This is a genomic window from Pseudomonas sp. Con_6 (genome assembly GCF_059379395.1).
Genome location: NZ_CM182011.1, coordinates 685,509 through 703,992, shown reverse-complemented (window position 1 = coordinate 703,992; position 18,484 = coordinate 685,509). Strand labels below are relative to the sequence as shown.

General features: G+C 63.7%; 16 protein-coding genes. 8 read left to right on the top strand and 8 right to left on the bottom strand.

What is annotated here, in order from left to right:
* Nucleotides 1–10: 10 nt before the first annotated feature.
* The 5 genes from AC5QPF_RS03145 to AC5QPF_RS03125 form a co-directional block, all read right to left on the bottom strand.
* Nucleotides 11–1,258 (bottom strand): ABC transporter permease subunit, encoded by a 1,248-nt coding sequence (locus AC5QPF_RS03145; RefSeq protein WP_494961986.1) that lies wholly within the window; start codon nucleotides 1,256–1,258, stop codon nucleotides 11–13.
* 66 nt (nucleotides 1,259–1,324) lie between these two features.
* Complete coding sequence (locus tag AC5QPF_RS03140) at nucleotides 1,325–2,359, bottom strand: extracellular solute-binding protein (RefSeq protein WP_494961985.1); 1,035 nt, start codon at nucleotides 2,357–2,359, stop codon at nucleotides 1,325–1,327.
* A 40-nt stretch (nucleotides 2,360–2,399) separates the two neighbouring features.
* Nucleotides 2,400–3,524 carry an ABC transporter ATP-binding protein gene (locus tag AC5QPF_RS03135; RefSeq protein ID WP_458980237.1) on the bottom strand — a complete coding sequence of 375 codons (1,125 nt, stop codon included), beginning with the start codon at nucleotides 3,522–3,524 and terminating at the stop codon, nucleotides 2,400–2,402.
* Between the two features lie 289 nt (nucleotides 3,525–3,813).
* On the bottom strand, nucleotides 3,814–4,443 hold the full coding sequence (locus tag AC5QPF_RS03130; RefSeq protein ID WP_494961984.1) for a response regulator: 630 nt from the start codon (nucleotides 4,441–4,443) through the stop codon (nucleotides 3,814–3,816).
* Between the two features lie 15 nt (nucleotides 4,444–4,458).
* The gene (locus AC5QPF_RS03125; protein WP_494961983.1) at nucleotides 4,459–6,843 is read right to left on the bottom strand and encodes a PAS domain S-box protein; all 2,385 of its coding nucleotides are present in this window, start codon (nucleotides 6,841–6,843) and stop codon (nucleotides 4,459–4,461) included.
* Between the two features lie 95 nt (nucleotides 6,844–6,938).
* Between AC5QPF_RS03125 and AC5QPF_RS03120 the strand changes: the two genes are divergently transcribed.
* Nucleotides 6,939–7,931 (top strand): DUF3530 family protein, encoded by a 993-nt coding sequence (locus AC5QPF_RS03120; RefSeq protein WP_494961982.1) that lies wholly within the window; start codon nucleotides 6,939–6,941, stop codon nucleotides 7,929–7,931.
* On the opposite strand, the gene AC5QPF_RS03115 is transcribed toward AC5QPF_RS03120, so the two are convergent.
* Genes AC5QPF_RS03115 through AC5QPF_RS03105 form a run of 3 tightly spaced genes read right to left on the bottom strand, consistent with a single transcriptional unit; the run spans nucleotide 7,928 to nucleotide 10,372 of the window.
* Nucleotides 7,928–8,689: a TerB family tellurite resistance protein gene (locus tag AC5QPF_RS03115; protein WP_494964119.1), complete on the bottom strand. Its 762-nt coding sequence runs from the start codon at nucleotides 8,687–8,689 to the stop codon at nucleotides 7,928–7,930. The two genes, AC5QPF_RS03120 and AC5QPF_RS03115, sit on opposite strands and share 4 nt — an antisense overlap.
* A 1-nt stretch (nucleotide 8,690) precedes the next feature.
* Complete coding sequence (gene murU / locus AC5QPF_RS03110; protein ID WP_494961981.1) at nucleotides 8,691–9,362, bottom strand: N-acetylmuramate alpha-1-phosphate uridylyltransferase MurU; 672 nt, start codon at nucleotides 9,360–9,362, stop codon at nucleotides 8,691–8,693.
* On the bottom strand, nucleotides 9,359–10,372 hold the full coding sequence (locus AC5QPF_RS03105; RefSeq protein ID WP_494961980.1) for a phosphotransferase: 1,014 nt from the start codon (nucleotides 10,370–10,372) through the stop codon (nucleotides 9,359–9,361). The genes murU and AC5QPF_RS03105 overlap by 4 nt, the downstream gene beginning before the upstream one ends.
* A gap of 272 nt (nucleotides 10,373–10,644) precedes the next feature.
* Between AC5QPF_RS03105 and AC5QPF_RS03100 the strand changes: the two genes are divergently transcribed.
* From AC5QPF_RS03100 to glpE, 7 genes are all read left to right on the top strand, one after another.
* Complete coding sequence (locus tag AC5QPF_RS03100) at nucleotides 10,645–13,503, top strand: LPS assembly protein LptD (RefSeq protein WP_494961979.1); 2,859 nt, start codon at nucleotides 10,645–10,647, stop codon at nucleotides 13,501–13,503.
* Nucleotides 13,484–14,803, top strand: a complete 1,320-nt coding sequence (surA, locus tag AC5QPF_RS03095) for a peptidylprolyl isomerase SurA (RefSeq protein ID WP_494961978.1) — start codon at nucleotides 13,484–13,486, stop codon at nucleotides 14,801–14,803. Before AC5QPF_RS03100 ends, surA begins: the two co-directional genes overlap by 20 nt.
* Nucleotides 14,800–15,789 (top strand): 4-hydroxythreonine-4-phosphate dehydrogenase PdxA, encoded by a 990-nt coding sequence (gene pdxA, locus AC5QPF_RS03090; RefSeq protein WP_494961977.1) that lies wholly within the window; start codon nucleotides 14,800–14,802, stop codon nucleotides 15,787–15,789. Before surA ends, pdxA begins: the two co-directional genes overlap by 4 nt.
* The gene (gene rsmA, locus AC5QPF_RS03085; protein WP_494961976.1) at nucleotides 15,786–16,589 is read left to right on the top strand and encodes a 16S rRNA (adenine(1518)-N(6)/adenine(1519)-N(6))-dimethyltransferase RsmA; all 804 of its coding nucleotides are present in this window, start codon (nucleotides 15,786–15,788) and stop codon (nucleotides 16,587–16,589) included. The genes pdxA and rsmA overlap by 4 nt, the downstream gene beginning before the upstream one ends.
* A 103-nt stretch (nucleotides 16,590–16,692) precedes the next feature.
* Nucleotides 16,693–17,073 carry a Co2+/Mg2+ efflux facilitator ApaG/CorD gene (gene apaG / locus AC5QPF_RS03080; protein ID WP_330074374.1) on the top strand — a complete coding sequence of 127 codons (381 nt, stop codon included), beginning with the start codon at nucleotides 16,693–16,695 and terminating at the stop codon, nucleotides 17,071–17,073.
* Nucleotides 17,073–17,915, top strand: a complete 843-nt coding sequence (locus AC5QPF_RS03075; RefSeq protein ID WP_494961975.1) for a symmetrical bis(5'-nucleosyl)-tetraphosphatase — start codon at nucleotides 17,073–17,075, stop codon at nucleotides 17,913–17,915. Before apaG ends, AC5QPF_RS03075 begins: the two co-directional genes overlap by 1 nt.
* Before the next feature lie 32 nt (nucleotides 17,916–17,947).
* Entirely contained in the window at nucleotides 17,948–18,277 is a 330-nt protein-coding gene (gene glpE, locus AC5QPF_RS03070; protein ID WP_494961974.1) for a thiosulfate sulfurtransferase GlpE, read from the top strand.
* Nucleotides 18,278–18,484: the final 207 nt, after the last annotated feature.

The window sequence follows — 18,484 nt, the reverse complement described above, 5'->3', positions numbered from 1 at the left end:
GATTCGCTCCTCAGCTCAGGCGCAGGCGGCTGGAACCGACCAGCCAGCTATAGATCAGGTACAACAGCACGGTGGCCAGCAGCAGCAGGCCGCCCAGCGCGGTCGCCATGCCCCAGTTGATGCTGGTGTTGGTGTAGAAGGCCACGAAGTAGCTGACCATCTGGTCGTTCGGGCTGCCCAGCAACGCCGGGGTGATGTAGTAACCGATGGCCATGATGAACACCAGCAGGCACCCGGCACCGACGCCGGCGTAGGTCTGCGGGAAGTACACGCGCCAGAAGCTGGCGAAGGGATGGCAGCCAAGGGAGATCGCAGCCCGCATGTAGGTCGGCGAGATGCCCTTCATCACGCTGTAGATCGGCAGGATCATGAACGGCAGCAGGATGTGCACCATCGAGATGTAAACACCGGTGCGGTTGAACACCAGTTCCAGCGGCTGGTCGATGATGCCGATGGCCATCAGTGCGCTGTTGATCAGGCCTCCCGACTGCAGCAGCACGATCCACGCCGCCACCCGCACCAGGATCGAGGTCCAGAACGGCAGCAACACGAGGATCATCAGCAGGTTGCTCTGCCGGGTCGGCAGGTTGGCCAGCAGGTAGGCCAAGGGGTAGGCCAGCACCAGACAGATGGCGGTGATGACGAAGCCCATCCACAAGGTTCGGGTAAAGATGTCCAGGTAGATCGACTGGTCCGGGGTGGCTGGAGCCAGTTCGCCGAGGTCATCGATACGGTGGTCCAGGGCCGCCAGCAGGTAGAACGGAGTCACGCTGCTGGTGTTGCGGCGGATCGCCTGCCAGTAGGCGGGATCGCCCCAGCGCTCGTCGAGCTCCTGCAGGGCTTCTTTATAAGAGGCTGGCTCGGCCTTGAACGGCAGGGCCCGGGCGGTTTTCGCCAGCAGGCTGCGATAGCCGGCCAGTTCCATGTTGAGACGCTTGGACAGGTCGCCCAGGGTCTGGTTCTTGCGTGATTCGGCGAGGTCTTCGCTCAGCGCCTTGTACACCGGCTCGCCCGGCAGGCTCTTGCCATCCCACTCGGCTACGGCGACCACGGTACGCGGCAGGCCGCCCACCACTTCGGGGTTGCCCACGCTCTTGTACAGCAGCGCGGCGATCGGTACGAGAAACACCAGCAGCAGGAACAGCGCCAGCGGCGCGATCAACGCCTGCGCCTTGAAGCGGTTGACCCGCTCGGCACGCGCCAGACGCTGCTTGAGGGTAGGACCCGAGCCTTCTTTGATGGGCACTGCGATGGCCATAGCGAACTCCGGAAATCTTGGAAAACGGGGAGCGCCGGCCTGGGGCCGACGCTCCGATGGGGCGTCTTACTTGGCGGCCCAGGCGTTGAAGCGCTGTTCCAGCTGTTCGCTGTTGTCGGCCCAGAACGCTACGTCGATCTGCACCTGGTTGGCGATGTTTTCCGGAGTGGTCGGCATGTCCTTCTTGACCTCGTCGGACAGCAGGGCAACCGCTTTGGAGTTGGCCGGACCGTAGGCGATGTTTTCCGAGTAGGTCTTCTGCTGCTCAGGCTGGACCGAGTAGGCAATGAACTTCTTGGCTTCCTCTACGTTCTTCGCGCCCTTCGGAATGGCCCAGGCATCGAAGTCGTAGATACCACCGTTCCACACCACCTTCAGGTTGCTTTCCTTCTGCACCGCAGCGATGCGCCCGTTGTAGGCCGAGCTCATGACCACGTCGCCGGAAGCGAGGTACTGCGGCGGCTGGGCACCGGCTTCCCACCACTGGATGTTCGGCTTCAGCTCATCGAGCTTCTTGAAGGCGCGGTCCTGGCCTTCCTTGGTGGCGAGGACCTTGTACACGTCCTTCGGCGCCACGCCGTCAGCCATCAGGGCGAACTCCAGGGTGTACTTGGCGCCCTTGCGCAGGCCGCGCTTGCCCGGGAAGTTCTTGGTATCCCAGAAGTCCTTCCAGCTGGTCGGTGCGGTCTTCAGCTTGTCGGCGTTGTAGGCCATGACCGTGGACCAGACGAAGAAGCCCACACCGCAGGGCTGGATGGCGCCCGGCACGTAGTCGGATTCGTTGCCGAACAGAGCGGGGTCCAGTTCCTCGAACATCCCTTCGTCGCAACCACGGGCCAGTTCCGGCGACTCGACTTCCACCAGGTTCCAGGACACGCTCTTGGTGTCGACCATGGCCTTCACCTTGGCCATCTCGCCGTTGTATTCACCCGCGACGATCTTGCCCTTGCCCGCCTTTTCCCACGGCTCGTAGAAGGCCTTGACCTGCGCCGCCTTGTTGGCGCCGCCGAAGGAAATCACGGTGAGATCGCTTGCCGCCAGTGCGTGGGTCGCAGTGCACAGACCCAGTGCCAGAGCGGTCAACTTCAAGTGTTTGAGCATTCTTATTCTCTCCACAGTGCAGGGTGTTGGTTAGCAAACCTCAGTGGGCTTCCAGGATAGGATCGAGGGCACGTGCGTGCTCGACCTCCCAGCCCAGCGGTACCACGTCGCCCACGGCCAGCGCCGGGTCGAGTTCGGCAATCGGCTGCTTCACGAAGAAGTCGGCCTTGCCGCAGACCTCCAGGCGGACCCGCACGTGGTCGCCCAGATAGATGAATTCGGCCACGCGACCGGAGAAGCGGTTGACGCAGCTTTCGCTGTGGCCGTTGAGACGCACGCGCTCCGGGCGCACCGACAGGGTTACCGGCTCGCCAGCTTCGCCGACATTGACCGCCAGCGCCTCGACCTTCTCGCCACGGGCCAGCGCCACCAGACAGCGATCGCCGTCGCGGCTGAGCAGGCGGCCGTTGATGCGGTTGTTCTCGCCGATGAAGTTGGCGACGAAGGTGTTCTTCGGCTCTTCGTAGAGGGTGCGCGGGTCAGCGATCTGCTGGATTTCGCCCTGGTGGAATACCGCGACGCGGTCGGACATGGTCAGCGCCTCGCCCTGGTCGTGGGTCACGTAGACCACGGTCACGCCCAGGCGCTGGTGCAGGTGCTTGATCTCCATCTGCATGTGTTCGCGCAGCTGCTTGTCGAGGGCGCCGAGGGGTTCGTCCATCAGCACAAGTTGCGGCTCGAACACCAGCGCCCGGGCCAGGGCCACGCGCTGTTGCTGGCCACCGGAAAGCTGGCCGGGATAGCGCTGGGCGAAAGCGTCCAGTTGGACCATGTTGAGCACGCGCTTGACCCGCTCGCTGACGTCGGTCTTGCTCAGGTTGCGTACGGTCAAGGGGAAAGCCAGGTTCTCGGCGACGGTCATGTGCGGGAACAGCGCGTAGTTCTGGAACACCATGCCGATGTCGCGCTTGTGCGGCGGCACGTTGTTGATCGAGCGGCCGTCCAGCTTGATTTCGCCGGCAGTCGGCGTTTCGAAGCCGGCCAGCATCATCAGGCTGGTGGTCTTGCCCGAACCGGACGGACCGAGCAGGGTGAGAAACTCGCCCTTGCGGATATCCAGGTTGAGGTCCTTGACGATCAGCGACTCGCCGTCGTAGCTCTTCTGCACACCACGGAAGCTGACCAGCGTCTCGCCGGTCGCAGCGTTCGAATTGACCTCACTCATACCCGCACCTTTTTGTTGGATGACTGCTGTGATCCAAATGTAGGGAAGCGCGCAGGCTGGGAAAATCGGGGGTGCTGAGAGATTGATATCAGTCGGGTGGAAGGGGGATTGTAGGGATTGCCCTACAAAGATGACGGTTTTAGATATGTGTCGTTGCTGATGGCCTCATCGCAGGCTTCGCCAGCGCCCACAATGTCCGCGGCGCTGCTGAACCCTGTGGGAGCTGGCGAAGCCTGCGATGAGGCCCGCCTGAACTACATCGATCTTGCAGAGGTCGCTTTCAGAACACTCAGAGCAGCTTATGCTCCATCGCATACTTCACCAGCTCAGCCAGCGACGTGACATTGAGCTTCTGCATCAACCGCGCCTTGTGCGTGCTGATGGTCTTGTTGCTCAGCGCCAGTTGCTGGGCAATATCGTTGACGTTGGCGCCCTGGGCCAGGCGCTCGAACACCGAGAACTCCCGCTCCGACAGCAGCGAGTGCAGGGGCCGGGCATCGGTCAGCCCCACCTCGAAGACCATGCGGTCAGCCAGCTCGGGATCGATGTAGCGCCCTCCCCCGGCCACCCGGCGGATCGCCGTCAGCAGCAGCGCCGGGTCGCTGTCCTTGGTGGCATAGCCGGCGGCACCGATCTTCAGCGCACGGGCGGCCATCTGCGCCTCGTCATGCATCGACAGCACAAGGATCGCCGGCGGCGCCGTCAGCGCACGGATCCGCGGGATCGCCTCCAACCCATTGACCCCGGGCATGGAGATATCCAGCAGCACCACCTCGCACGGCGTATGCCGCAACGCCTCCAGCAACTGCTCGCCGTTGCCCGCCTCGCCCACCACCTGCATGTCCTTGGCCAGGCCGATGAGCTGCTTGATGCCCTCGCGCACGATGGTGTGGTCTTCGGCCACCAATACTCGAATCACTGCCGCGCTCCTGTTTCAGTCCAGAGGAATACGTACGCTCAGGCTGGTGCCCTCGCCCGGTTCACTTTCCAGGTGCATGTCGCCACCCAGCATCAATACCCGCTCGCGCATGCCGACCAGCCCGAAGGAGCTGGGACGGCTGTCCTCGACCACAAAACCGACGCCATCGTCGCTGACCCGCAGGCATAGCATCGGCCCCTCCTGGGTCAGGCTGATCTCGACAGTATGCGCCCGGGCATGGCGCATGACATTGGTCAGCACCTCCTGCAACACACGGAACAACCCGGTGGCCTTTGCATCACTCAGTGGCGGCAGGTTTTCCGGAACCTGCACCAGACACGGGATCTGCGTGCGCGCCTCGAAACGTCGCGCCTGCCATTCGATCGCCGAGGCGATGCCGGCATCGAGGATCGGCGGGCGCAGGGCCGTGGCCACGTCGCGTACCAGTTGGAACAGCTGGGCGATCAGGCGTTTCATGCTGCCCAGACGCTCCGTCAGCCCAGGGTCTAGGTCGGCGTAGGCCAGTTCGCACATGGAGGTCTCCAGTTTCAGCACGGTGAGCATCTGCCCCAATTCGTCGTGCACCTCCCGGGCGATCCGCGCCTTCTCTTCCTCGCGCACGCTTTCCAGGTGCGCGGCCAGCTCGCGCAACTGCTCCTGGGAACTGGCCAGTTCCAGTTCGACCTGCTTGCTCTGGGTGATGTCCCAGACGATGCCGTCCCACACCACCCGGCCATTGCTCAGGCTCCGCGCACTGGCCTTGATGTCGGCCCAGCGCTGCTCGCCCTGGCGGGTGAGGATGCGCCCCTGCCAGGACCAGTCGCTGTCGCTGGCCAGGGCCTGGTCCTGAACCCGGTGATAGTCGGCGCGATCGTCGGCGTGCACCAGGTTGCGCAGGCCCATGTCCGGGTCCTGGATCTCCGCCGGGGCATAGCCGACCAGCGCTTCGCTGCCCTCGCTGATGTAGGGGAATTCCAGTTCGTCGATACCCGGATCGCGCTCCAGGCGGAACACCAGGCCCGGCACGTTGGCGGCGATGCCCTTGAGCCGGGCCTCGCTCTCGCGCTGGGCGGCCTGGGCGCGGCGGCGCTCGCTGACGTCGGTGAGGTAGACCACCAGGTACTCGGCGTCGCGAAAGCGCAGGAAACTCAGCGACACGTCCACCGGTAGCAGGCTGCCATCGGCGCGCAGCCATTGGGTCTCGAAGCGTTGCGCAGACTCGTCGCTGGCCCGGGCACGCTTCCACAGGTCCAGCCAGCGGTCCATGTGCAATTGAGGTTCGAAGTCGATCAGCGGCCGCTCCAGCACCCCGCCCGGGGCATAGCCGAGCATGCTTTCCGCCGCGCGGTTGGCGTAGCGCACGTGGCTGTCCCAATGCACCCAGAGGATGCCCACGGTGCTCTGGTCAAGGGAAAACTGGCTCAGGCGCAAGGCTTCTTCGCGGCCCAGGCGCAGGGCAAGATCTTCCCGCGCGGCGAGCAGACTGTGTTCGAGAAAATGCTGCTGGCGGCGTTGCCAGATGATGATCGCCACGCCACTGAAGAACAGCGCGGCAAACAACAGCGCGAGGTTCTGCCAGAAGCCAGGTGACTCGCTCAGACGCGGGTACTTGGGTTGCAGCCAGCGGCTGTGCAACTCTTCCAGGTCCCTGGCCGGGATCGCCTGCAAACCGCGTTCGAGCACATCCGCCAGCAGCGGCCAGTCGCGCCGTGACGCCACCCGTAGCAACTGCGGAAAGCCGATGTCGCCGACCACCGCCAGTTCGCTGAACTCGCTTTCCCGGGACAGCCGGCTCAATTGCGCCTCGTCCACCACCGCGAAGCGCGCCTGATCGCTGACCACCAACTGCAGGGCCTGGCGCTCGCCAGGAACGCCTTGGAGGTTGAGGTTGGGATAAGTGGCGCGCAAGTGATCGGCAACCGAGCTGGGCATGCGCACGGCGACCCGTTCGAGGTCGCCGATCTTCTCCACGTCCACGGCCACCGCGCCACTGCGTTGGCCGACGATCAATTGCGGCACACGCATGTAGGGGTCGCTGAACAACCACAGGCGCAGGCCGGCGGGGGTCTGGCTCAGACCCGGAGCCAGGTCTATCTCGCCCCCGGCGAGGGCGTGCTCCAGCTCGGCCTGGTCGGCGAAATTGCGCCAGGTCAGGTCCAGGCCAAGATTGCGCGCCAGCAGGTGCATCACCTCGACGTTGACCCCGGACAGCTGCTGCAAGCGACGATCGAACTGAGCGAACGGCGCCTGCAGGACCAGCCCGACCCGCAGGCTGCGATGCTGTTCAAGCCACTGGCTCTGCGCCGGATCCAGCTGAACCGTGCTGGGTGCCGGCGCAGCCACGACGATCAAGGGCAAGCAAAGACAGCCGATAACCCACAGACGGCGCAAACGAATCATCTTGAATCTCGTCAATAGAAGGAAGGCCGCCAAACGTGGCCGTCCCGGACAAATACCATTAGGCTGCCGGTAATCATTCTGGCCTGGATCGAGCAATGTTCTCACTTTATCGCACGACGCTTCCTGCGTTATGCCTGACCTTGATACTACCTTGCGGCGTCCATGCCGAGGATGGCAAAAAGCCAGAAGCTGCGGCGGATACCAGTATGCAACGCCCTGCCCTTGTCGAGCGCAACCAGGAAGATGCCCTGGCGTTGGAGCGCCAGGTTCCGAAAGAAGAACAGCAAACCCTGCAGGCTGGCAGCGACAGCTTCCTGGCCCTGTGGAAACCGGCCAACGCCCCAGCGCCTCACGGGGTGCTGGTGATCCTCGCCGGTGCCGGCGAAACCGCCGACTGGCCAAAGACCGTCGGCCCGTTGCGACGCAAGTTCCCGGATGCCGATTGGGGCACCCTGAGCCTGGCCCTGCCCGACCTGCTCACCGACAGCCCGGTGGCCCGCAGTGAAAGCCCGGCGCCGGCGCCAAAAGCGCAAGACACCAGCAAGGCGGCACCGGCCAAGGACACCCCTGCCGACGCCAACGCCAACATCGCCCAGGCCACCGCACCAGAGACCGAGGCTGAGCCCAGCGATACCGCGAATGCCGATGCGAGCAGCGACACCAGTGATGCCGAGCGCATCTTCGCCCGCCTCGACGCCGCCGTGGCCTACGCCCAGCAGCAGAACGCGCGCAGCATCGTGGTCCTCGGCAGTGGCACCGGCGCCTACTGGGCCGCGCGCTACATGAGTGAACGCCAGCCGGCACCGGTGCAGAAGCTGGTGATGGTCTCGGTACAGACGCCGCTCAAGGCCGAACACAGCGTGGACAGCCTGACTGCGGCACTGAAAGTACCGACTGCCGACTTCTACTACAACGATCAAGGAAGCGCCCTGCAGGCAGCGAAGCAGCGCCTGCAAGCCAGCAAGCGCCAGAAGGACAGCAACTACAAGCAGGTCGCCCTGGCCGCGATGCCCGGCAACCGCTCCGCGGAGCAGGAGCAGTTGTTCAGGCGGATTCGCGGCTGGCTGAGTCCGAGTGCGGTCGATTAAAGATCGCGGTGCTTGCGGATGATGGCGTAAGCCTGGTGCAGTTCGCGGGTGCGCTCGGTCGCCTCGCGGACCTGGGCCGGGCTGGCGCCACTGCCCTGCAACTTGTCCGGATGATGGCGGCTGACCAGACGGCGATAGGCCTGCTTGATCTGTGCCGTGGTGGTATCCGGACCAACACCAAGCAGGCGCAAGGCTTCGGCGAAACTGCCCGGCCCCTCCAGGGACGCTTTGCGCGGCTCGTAATCTCCGGCCAGGGCCTGAACCTTGGCGGCTGACCAGCCGAGCTTCTTGCCCCAGTTAAGCAACAGTTCACGCTCTTCACGCCCTGCGCGACCGTCGGCCCAGGCCATGCGGCAGCAGGCGCGCAGCACGCCCTCGGCGGCATTCGGCTGCTGCTTGAGACGCTGCAGATGGCCATCGACCTTTTCCCGACCGGCCTTGCCGAGGTTGAAGGCAGCGATAGCCTTCTTGCGTGCACCGTCGTCCATCTCCAGGCGCTGCATTTCATGCCGTGCCTGCTGGATATGCCCGTCGACGACCCGACCGTCGCTCTTCGCCAGGCGTCCCAGCAGGACGAACAGCACTTCGTCATCGCGCAGGACCGGACGGCCGCCAAGTTTCTCCCGCAGGTGCGCCCAACTGTGCAACTGCAAACGGCGGTCCATCGCCTGCCCGAGCAGGGCTCCCAACAGCGCGCCAGGGATACTGGCGATGGCGAAGCCGGCACCGGCTCCAATCACTGTGCTCGGCCACAGCATGTCAGCGGCGCTCGGCGAGCAGGCGCTCGACTTCGGCAAGACGCTCCAGGGTGCCGACATCCACCCAGTGGCCGCGGAAATGCTCGCCACTGATCTGGCCGTTGGCCATTGCCTGACGCAGCAGCGGCGCCAGCTTGAAGGCGCCAGCATTGCAACCGTCGAACAAGGCCGGGTCGATCACGGAGATGCCACTGAAGGTCAGCGTGTCGCTGGCCCCGGCGCCATCCTCGACCTGATCGACATTCAGGCGAAAATCACCGGCACCGTGATGACCCGGGTTATCCACCAGCACCAGGTGTGCCAGGCCTTGCAGCGGCTGCTGCAGGCGGGTGAAGTCGTAGTCGGTCCAGATGTCGCCGTTGACCAGCAGGAAAGGTTCGTCACCCAGCAGCGGCAGCGCCTTGAAGATACCGCCACCGGTTTCCAGCGGCTCGCCTTCCGGGGAGAAACGGATGCTCAGGCCCCAGCGCGAACCATCGCCCAAGTGATCCTCGATCTGCTGGCCGAGCCAGGCATGGTTGATGACCACCTCGGTAAAACCCGCGGCTGCCAGGGCGCGCAGGTGGTATTCGATCAACGGCACGCCCGCTACCGGCACCAATGGCTTGGGCGTGTGCAGGGTCAGCGGGCGCATTCGTTCGCCCTTGCCGGCCGCGAGGATCATCGCCTTCATGGACGCGCCCCCAGGCTGGCGATCAGTTCGCCCAGTTCGGCCAGCTCCGGCCGGCGGGCAATCACTTCATCTATATAGGCAAAGAAGCGCGGCACGTCGCCCAGATAGCGCGGCTTGCCGTCGCGGTGGCAGATGCGGGAGAAGATGCCGATCACCTTGAGGTGACGCTGAACGCCCATCAGGTCGCTGGCTCGATGGAAGTCCTCGAAGTCAGCCTGGACCGGGATCCCCGCTACCTGGGCACGTTGCCAATAGTCACGCAGCCAGCCGGCGACCCGCGCCTGCGGCCAACTGAGGAAGGCGTCCTTGAACAGGCAGGTGATGTCGTAGGTGACCGGGCCGTAGACCGCATCCTGGAAATCCAGCACGCCGGGGTTGGGCACGCTGCGCATCAGGTTGCGCGGCATGTAGTCGCGGTGCACCAGGACTTTCGGCTGGGCCAGGGCGCTGTCGATCAGCAAGGTGCTGACGCGCTGCCAGGCGGCGGCCTGGACGTCATCGAAGGTCTTCGCCAGCTCGCGACCGACATACCACTCCGGGAACAGCTCCAGTTCGCGGCGCAGAAGAGCCACGTCATAGCTGGGCAGCGGTGCCTCCATTGGCAGGCGCTGGAAAGCCAGCAGTGCATCGATGGCGTCATGGAACAGGGCGTCGGCGTTGTCGGCGTCGATCACGTCCAGGTAGGTCTGGTGGCCCAGGTCGCTCAGCAGCAGGAAGCCACGCTCCAGGTCTTCGCCATGGATCACCGGCACATTGACCCCGGCGCTCGCCAACAGACGGGCGATATCGACGAACGGACGGCAGTTCTCCTGCGGTGGCGGCGCATCCATGACGATGAAGCTGCGGCCCTCCGCCTGCCAGCGGAAATAGCGGCGGAAACTGGCGTCGCTGCTGGCCGCGGTCAGGCTGCCGGCGGGAACAGGTCCCCAGTCCTGCGTTCGAAAAAGGATTGCCAGTTGCTCATCGAGCCAGACGTTGAGGTGTTGCAGGCGTACATCGTGATCGGGCATTGCAAGGGTCTCCGACGGCCCCGGGCTCTGTATGAAAGGTATTCGCACCCCGGCCAGGCCAGGCGAATACAGGCAAGGAAGCGGAGTTTACTGCTTGTAAATGCGCATTCCGAGCCTGTTTTCACCCCACCGCCAGCGACTGGGATGCATTTCTTACAGAGCCTAGCCGTCAAGCGGGGCATGCTTTATCATCCAGCATCTTTTTCAGACCATCGAGAGGCGTGCGGCCCCACACGCGGGCAGATGGCACGCAGGAAGCCCGGACTAATAAGATGGCATTGAAATCCCCCGCGTTTCGTAAAAAATTCCCGTTGCTGGTGACTGGCGGTCTGCTGGCCCTGCAACCTCTGGCCACGTCGTACGTGGTGGCTGCCGAGCAGTATGACTGCCAGGTGTCCGCCGCCGGTGGATGGGACTGCAAGCCCAAGACCAGTGCGAATGCCCTGCCACCGCGCCCGGTGCATGACGGCGCCGCAGTCAGTTCGGGCAACGCCACGCCCGAACAGACCGGTTCGGGCGAGGACAAGGGCCCGCGCCCGGTCCTGGTCACCGAATCCAAAGGCCGTGGTCTGAAATCCCGTAGCGCCGACTACAGCCACCTCGACTGGGTACCCCGCGAGAAGCTGACCGCGGCCCAACTGGCCGAGACCGGCCCGTACTGCTCCGGTACCTACATCGAGCCACCGCGTCCAGGCATGAACGACAGCACGCCGAAGGACGAGTCGCCGACCTTCCTCGGCGCCAAGGTCTCCCGCTACCAGCAGGAACAGCAGGTCGCCACCCTCGCCGGTGACGTGGTCATGCGCCAAGGCAGCATGCAGGCCGAGGCCGACGAGGCCAACCTGTACCAGGCCGAGAACCGCGGCGAGCTGGTCGGCAACGTGAAGATCCGCGACAACGGCTCGCTGGTCGTCGGCGACCGCGCCGAGATCCAGCTCGACACCGGCGAAGCGCAGGTCGACAACGCCGAGTACGTGATGCACAAGTCGCGTATCCGCGGTAACGCGCTGTACGCCAAACGTTCCGAGAATGCCATCATCCGTCTGAAGGACGGTACGTACACCACCTGTGAGCCGAACAGCAACGCCTGGCAGCTCAAGGGCAACAACATCACCCTGAACCCGGCCACCGGCTTCGGTACCGCGACCAACGTCACCCTGCGGGTCAAGGATATTCCGGTGCTCTACACGCCGTATATCTACTTCCCGATCGACGACCGTCGCCAGTCCGGCTTCCTGCCGCCGTCCTTCAGTACCAGCAGCGACACCGGCTTCATGCTGGTCACGCCGTACTACTTCAACCTTGCGCCGAACTACGACGCCACCCTGTATCCACGCTACATGGCCAAGCGCGGCCTGTTGATGGAAGGCGAGTTCCGTTACCTGACCAAGTCCAGCGAAGGACAGTTCGGCGGTGCCTGGCTGAATGATCAGGACGACGACCGCAAGAAGCAGACCGACTACACCGACAAGCGCTGGATGATCAACTGGCAGCACAAGGGTGGTCTGGACGAACGCCTGATGACGGAAGTCGACTACACCGACATCAGCGATCCGTTCTATTTCCAGGATCTGGAGTCCGATCAGATCGGTGTGCAGAAACGCGATTTCGTCAACCAGCAAGGCAAGTTGACCTATCGGGGCGAGTCCTATACCGCTGGCCTGAACGTCCAGGCGTACGAGATGGCGACCATCTCGCAGATCACCCCTTACAATCGCCTGCCCCAGATCACGCTCGACGGGGAGCTTCCGTTCCACCCGGGTGGTCTTGACTTCAGCTACTCCACCGAAGCGGTTCGTTTCGACCGTAATCTGAAGAACGATCTGGTGTTCGACAAGGAAGGCAACCCGGACCTCTCCGCCGGTTCTGTCTTGGACTCTCTGGATAACGTCATTGGTGGCAAACGTCTCGACGAGAACATCTTCGGCGTGGCCCGTGCAAATGGCACCCGCCTCAACGCGGCACCGAAGATCAGCCTGCCTCTGAGCAACACCTATGGTTACATTACTCCATCGCTCAAATACGTAACGACCTACTACAACCTTGACCTAGACGCTAAGGGCAAGGATGACATTGCGACCGCCAAAGCGAGAGGCGATACAGAAACCCTGCGCCTGAATGGCGACTACAGTGGCTCGCAATCCCGCAACGTGCCCATCTTCAGCGTAGACAGCGGCCTGTACTTCGACCGTGCCACCCAGTGGTTCGGCAAGAACTACAACCAGACGCTCGAACCGCGGCTCTACTACCTCTATGTGCCTTACAAGGACCAGAGCGATATCCCGCTGTTCGATACAGGTGAATCCACGTTCAACTACGCCTCGTTGTTCCGCGACAACCGCTTCAGCGGCGCTGACCGTATCGGTGACGAGAACAAGCTGTCCTTGGGCGTGACCAACCGCTGGATCGAGGAAAATGGCTTCGAGCGCCAGCGCTTCAGTATCGGCCAGGCACTGTACTTCAAGGACCGCAAGGTCCAGCTGCCAGGCATCGATTACCGCACCCGTACCGACTCGCAATCCGACGTCTCGCCGTATGCACTGGAATACGAGTATCGCTTCAACCGCGACTGGCGCTTCAACTCCGACTTCAACTGGGATCCGGACAGCCGCAGTACCCGTTCGGGCAGCGCGATGTTCCACTACCAGCCTGAAGACAACGTGAACAAGGTCGTCAACCTTGGCTATCGCTATCGCAATGACACGATCTCCTACAACACCACCACCGGTCAGTGGCAGGTGGGCGGCGGGGATTACGGTAAGCCGGGCGACGCGAACTACGTCAAGGACTACTACAAGATCCAGCAACATGACTTCTCCGTCATGTGGCCGATCGTTCCTCAGTGGACTGCGATCGCCCGCTGGCAGCACGACTACAACCGCAACCGCACGCTGGAAGCCTTCGGTGGCTTCGAGTACGACAACTGCTGCTGGAAGCTGCGTCTGATCAACCGTTACTGGGTTGACTACGACGACTTCAGCCAGGCAACTCCGCAAAACGAAAAAGGCAACCACGGCGTCTTCCTGCAGATCGTGCTGAAAGGCCTCGGTGGCGTGGTGGGCAACAAGGTCGAGAGTTTCCTCGACACAGGCATTCAAGGTTACCGTACACGTGAAGACCAAGCTTATTGATTGTCTGCGCCCGCTGATGCTGGGCGCTGTGATGTTGAGCAGCACCGCCGCCCACGCCGCGGTGCAGTCCCTGGACAAGATCGTCGCCATCGTCGACAACGACGTGGTCATGCAGAGCCAGCTGGACCAGCGCGTCCACGAGGTCCAGCAGACTATCGCCAAGCGCGGCGGCGCCGTACCTCCGGCCAGCGTCCTCGACCAGCAGGTACTGGAGCGCTTGATCGTCGAGAACCTGCAACTGCAGATCGGCGAGCGCTCCGGCATCCGCATCACCGACGAAGAACTGAACCAGGCCATCGGCACCATTGCCCAGCGTAACAACATGAGCCTGGAGCAGTTCCGCGCTGCCCTGGCCCATGACGGCCTGTCCTTCGACGACGCCCGTGAGCAGGTACGCCGCGAGATGGTCATCAGCCGCGTGCGCCAGCGCCGTGTCGCCGAGCGCATCCAGGTATCCGAGCAGGAAGTGAAGAACTTCCTCGCCTCCGACATGGGCAAGATGCAGTTGTCCGAAGAGTTCCGCCTGGCCAACATCCTGGTCCCTACCCCGGAAAGCGCCAGTTCCACCGCTATCCAGGCCGCGGCCCGCCAGGCCGGCGAGATCTACCAGCAATTGAAACAGGGTGCCGACTTCGCCCAACTGGCAATCGCCCGTTCGGCCAGCGAAACCGCGCTGGAAGGCGGCGAGATGGGCTGGCGCAAGGCAGCCCAGTTGCCACCGCCGTTCGACCGCATGCTCAGCACCATGGCCGTGGGTGATGTTACCGAGCCTGTCCGCACCCCGGGCGGCTTCATCATCCTCAAGCTACAAGAGAAGCGTGGCGGCCAGACCCAACTGCGTGACGAAGTCCATGTGCGCCACATCCTGATCAAGCCAAGCGAGATCCGCAGCGAAGCCGAAACCAAGGTCCTGGCCCAGCGACTGTACGATCGCATCCAGGCCGGCGAAGACTTCGCCGAACTGGCGAAGAGCTTCTCGGAAGACCCGGGCTCCGCACTCAACGGCGGCGACCTCAACTGGATCGACCCGAACGCTCTGGTACCGGAGTTCCGCGAAGTCATGGCCAACGCGCCACAAGGCCAGGTGAGCAAGCCGTTCAAGACCCAGTACGGCTGGCATGTCCTGGAAGTTCTTGGCCGCCGTGCGACCGACAGCACCGCCCAGGCTCGTGAGCAACAGGCCATGACCGTATTGCGCAACCGCAAGTACGATGAAGAGCTGCAAAGCTGGCTGCGTCAGATCCGCGACGAAGCCTACGTGGAAATCAAGCTTCCTGGCGCCGAACAGGCCGCCCAGTGAAACCGCAGCGCTTCGCCCTCACCCCCGGCGAACCCGCAGGCATAGGTCCAGACCTGTGCCTGCTGCTCGCCTCGCAAGCCCAGCCTCACCCCCTGATCGCCATCACCAGCCGTGACCTGCTCGCCGAGCGGGCCACACAGCTGGGTGTGGCCGTCAACCTGCTGCCGGCCAGCCCCTCCGCCCTTCCCGACAAGCCCGCACCTGCGGGCAGCCTGTATGTCTGGGACACGCCACTGGCGCACAAGGCCGTAGCCGGCACACTGGACAAGGCCAATGCCGCCTTCGTCCTGGAAACACTCACCCGCGCCGGACAAGGCTGTCTGGACGGGCACTTCGCCGGCATGATCACCGCCCCGGTGCACAAGGGCGTGATCAACGAGAGCGGTATCGCTTTCTCCGGCCACACCGAATTCCTCGCCGAGCTGACCCACACCGCCCAAGTGGTGATGATGCTAGCCACCCGCGGCCTGCGCGTGGCCCTTGTCACCACCCACCTGCCGCTGCGCGAGGTCGCCGATGCCATCACCGTCGAGCGCCTGGAACGGGTCACGCGGATCCTGCATGCCGACTTGCAACAGAAGTTCGGCATCGCCCAGCCACGGATCCTTGTGTGCGGACTAAACCCGCATGCCGGCGAAGGCGGTCACCTGGGCCGCGAGGAAATCGACATCATCGAGCCGACGCTGGAACGCCTGCGCGCCGAAGGCATGGACCTGCGCGGCCCGCTGCCGGCCGATACCCTGTTTACCCCCAAATATCTGGAGCACTGCGACGCAGTGCTGGCGATGTACCACGACCAGGGCCTGCCCGTGCTCAAGTTCAAGGGCTTTGGCGCTGCACTGAATGTCACCCTCGGCCTGCCGATCATCCGCACCTCCGTGGATCACGGCACCGCCCTGGACCTTGCCGGCACCGGCAGGATCGACACCGGCAGCCTGCAGGTCGCCCTGGAAACCGCCTACCAGATGGCCGAGACCCGACTATGACCGAGCAATACCAACACCGGGCGCGCAAGCGCTTCGGTCAGAACTTCCTGCATGACGCGGGCGTGATCGACCGTATCCTCCGTGCCATCAACGCCAAAGCCGGCGAACACATCCTCGAAATCGGCCCCGGCCAGGGCGCCCTGACCGAGGGCGTGCTGGGCAGTGGCGCGCAACTGGATGTGGTGGAACTGGACAAGGACCTGGTGCCGATCCTCAACCAGCAGTTCGCCAGCCGCGACAACTTCCGCCTGCACCAGGGCGACGCGCTGAAATTCGACTTCACTACCCTCGGCGCAGCACCCCGCTCGCTGCGAGTGGTTGGCAACCTGCCGTACAACATCTCCACGCCACTGATTTTCCACCTGCTGGACAATGCCGAGCTGATCCGCGATATGCACTTCATGCTGCAGAAGGAAGTCGTCGAGCGCCTGGCAGCAGGCCCCGGCGGTGGCGATTGGGGCCGCTTGTCGATCATGGTGCAGTACCACTGCCGCGTGGAGCACCTGTTCAACGTCGGTCCCGGTGCGTTCAATCCGCCGCCGAAGGTGGACTCGGCAATCGTCCGCCTGGTACCGCATGAGACCTTGCCCTTCCCGGCCAAGGACCACCGCCTGCTTGAGCGCATCGTCCGCGAAGCGTTCAACCAGCGTCGCAAGACCCTGCGCAACACCCTGAAGGCCCTGCTCAGCAGCGAAGCCATTGAAGCGGCTGGCGTCGATGGCAGCCTGCGCCCCGAGCAACTCGACCTCGCCGCCTTCGTCCGCCTCGCGGACAAACTCGCCGAACAGTCCGCCAAGTGACCACTGGCATGGCCAGCCTCCCCGTGAGGCTGGCCGGCTGCCATCCCCATGGCCTAGACTGACCCTCAAATCGCAGCATCCGTTCGTCTTGAAGGCTTTCCGCATGTCCGATCCCCTGTACCAGGTCGACGTCAGCGTCGTCACCCGCTTCCTTCCGGAGCAGTCGCAACCCGAAAACGACCGCTACGCCTTTGCCTACACCATCACCGTCAGCAACAACGGCAGCCTCGCGGCAAAGCTGATGTCGCGCCACTGGGTGATCACACACGGCAACGGCAAGGTGGAAGAAGTGCGCGGCGATGGCGTCGTCGGTGAACAACCGCTCATCGCGCCGGGTCAAAGCCATACCTACAGCAGCGGCGCGGTTCTTTCGTGCAAGGTTGGCACCATGGAAGGCAGTTACCAGATGTTCGCCCAGGACGGAACGCGCTTCGAAGCCGATATCGCGCCGTTTCGCCTCGCTGTACCCGGGGCCCTGCACTGATGGCGACCTATGCCGTCGGCGACCTGCAAGGTTGCCTCGACCCGCTCAAGTGCCTGCTGGAACGGGTCAAGTTCAATCCAGCCGTCGATCGCCTGTGGCTGGTCGGTGACCTGGTCAATCGCGGCCCGCAGTCCCTGGAAACCCTGCGCTACCTGTACGCCATGCGCAACTCGCTGGTCTGCGTGCTGGGCAATCACGACCTGCACCTGCTGGCGGTCTGGCACAACATCGAGCGCCTGAAGAAAAGCGATACCCTGCGCGAAATCATCGAGGCGCCGGATGCCCCCGTGCTGATGGACTGGCTGCGCCGGCAAAAGCTCCTGCATTTCGACGAAGCCCGTGGGGCCGTGCTGGTCCATGCCGGTATCCCGCCGCAATGGACCTTGGGCAAGGCCCTGGAGCATGCCGCAGAAGTAGAGGACGTGCTGCGCGACGACCTGCGTCTCAAGCAGTACCTGGACGGCATGTATGGCAACGAGCCGGCCAAGTGGAACAAGGACCTGACCGGCGTCGAGCGCCTGCGGGTCATCACCAACTACTTCACCCGCATGCGCTTCTGCACCGCCGAGGGCAAGCTCGATCTCAAAGGCAAGGAAGGTGCGGATACCGCGCTGCCCGGCTACAAGCCCTGGTTCGCGCACAAGGACCGCCGCTCACGGCACGTAAAGATCATCTTCGGCCATTGGGCGGCCCTTGAAGGGCGCTGCAACGCGCCCAACGTGTTTGCCCTCGACACCGGTTGCGTGTGGGGCGGGGCAATGACCCTGATGAACGTCGACAGCGGCGAACTGCATCGCTGCGAATGCGCTGGCAAGGATGCCACGCCGGCAGCAGCAAAGTAGAATGCCCTGTCATTGTTGAAGGAAACCGCCCCATGAGCGAATTCAAGCGCATCCCTCCGGAGCAGGCCCAGGCCCTGCGCACACAAGGTGCGGTCGTGGTCGACATTCGCGACCCGCAAGCCTATGCCAGCGGCCACATCACCGGCTCCAGTCACCTGGACAACCACACGGTGGCCGACTTCATCCGCAACGCCGACCTCGACGCCCCGACCGTAGTGGTCTGCTACCACGGCAACTCCAGCCAGAGCGCCGCGGCCTACCTGGTCAGCCAGGGTTTCTCGGATGTCTACAGCCTCGACGGCGGCTTCGAGCTGTGGCGCGGCACCTTCCCCGCGGAAACCAGCCAGGGATCTGCAGAATAATTTTTTCCCGCCCCCGCAGCCCGCGTCCCGCGCGGGCTCGCGCCTGACCAGACGAACGGTCATGGCGAACTTATCCCTCATCCGCCCTTGACCTCGCCGATTACCAACTATCCTTAAGCCCAGGCCATCCAAAAAAGGGGAGAGCCGGTACACCGGCGTGCGGGTCATCGGTAGCGATTTCAAGGTGTTCTGGGGGGTATACAGCAA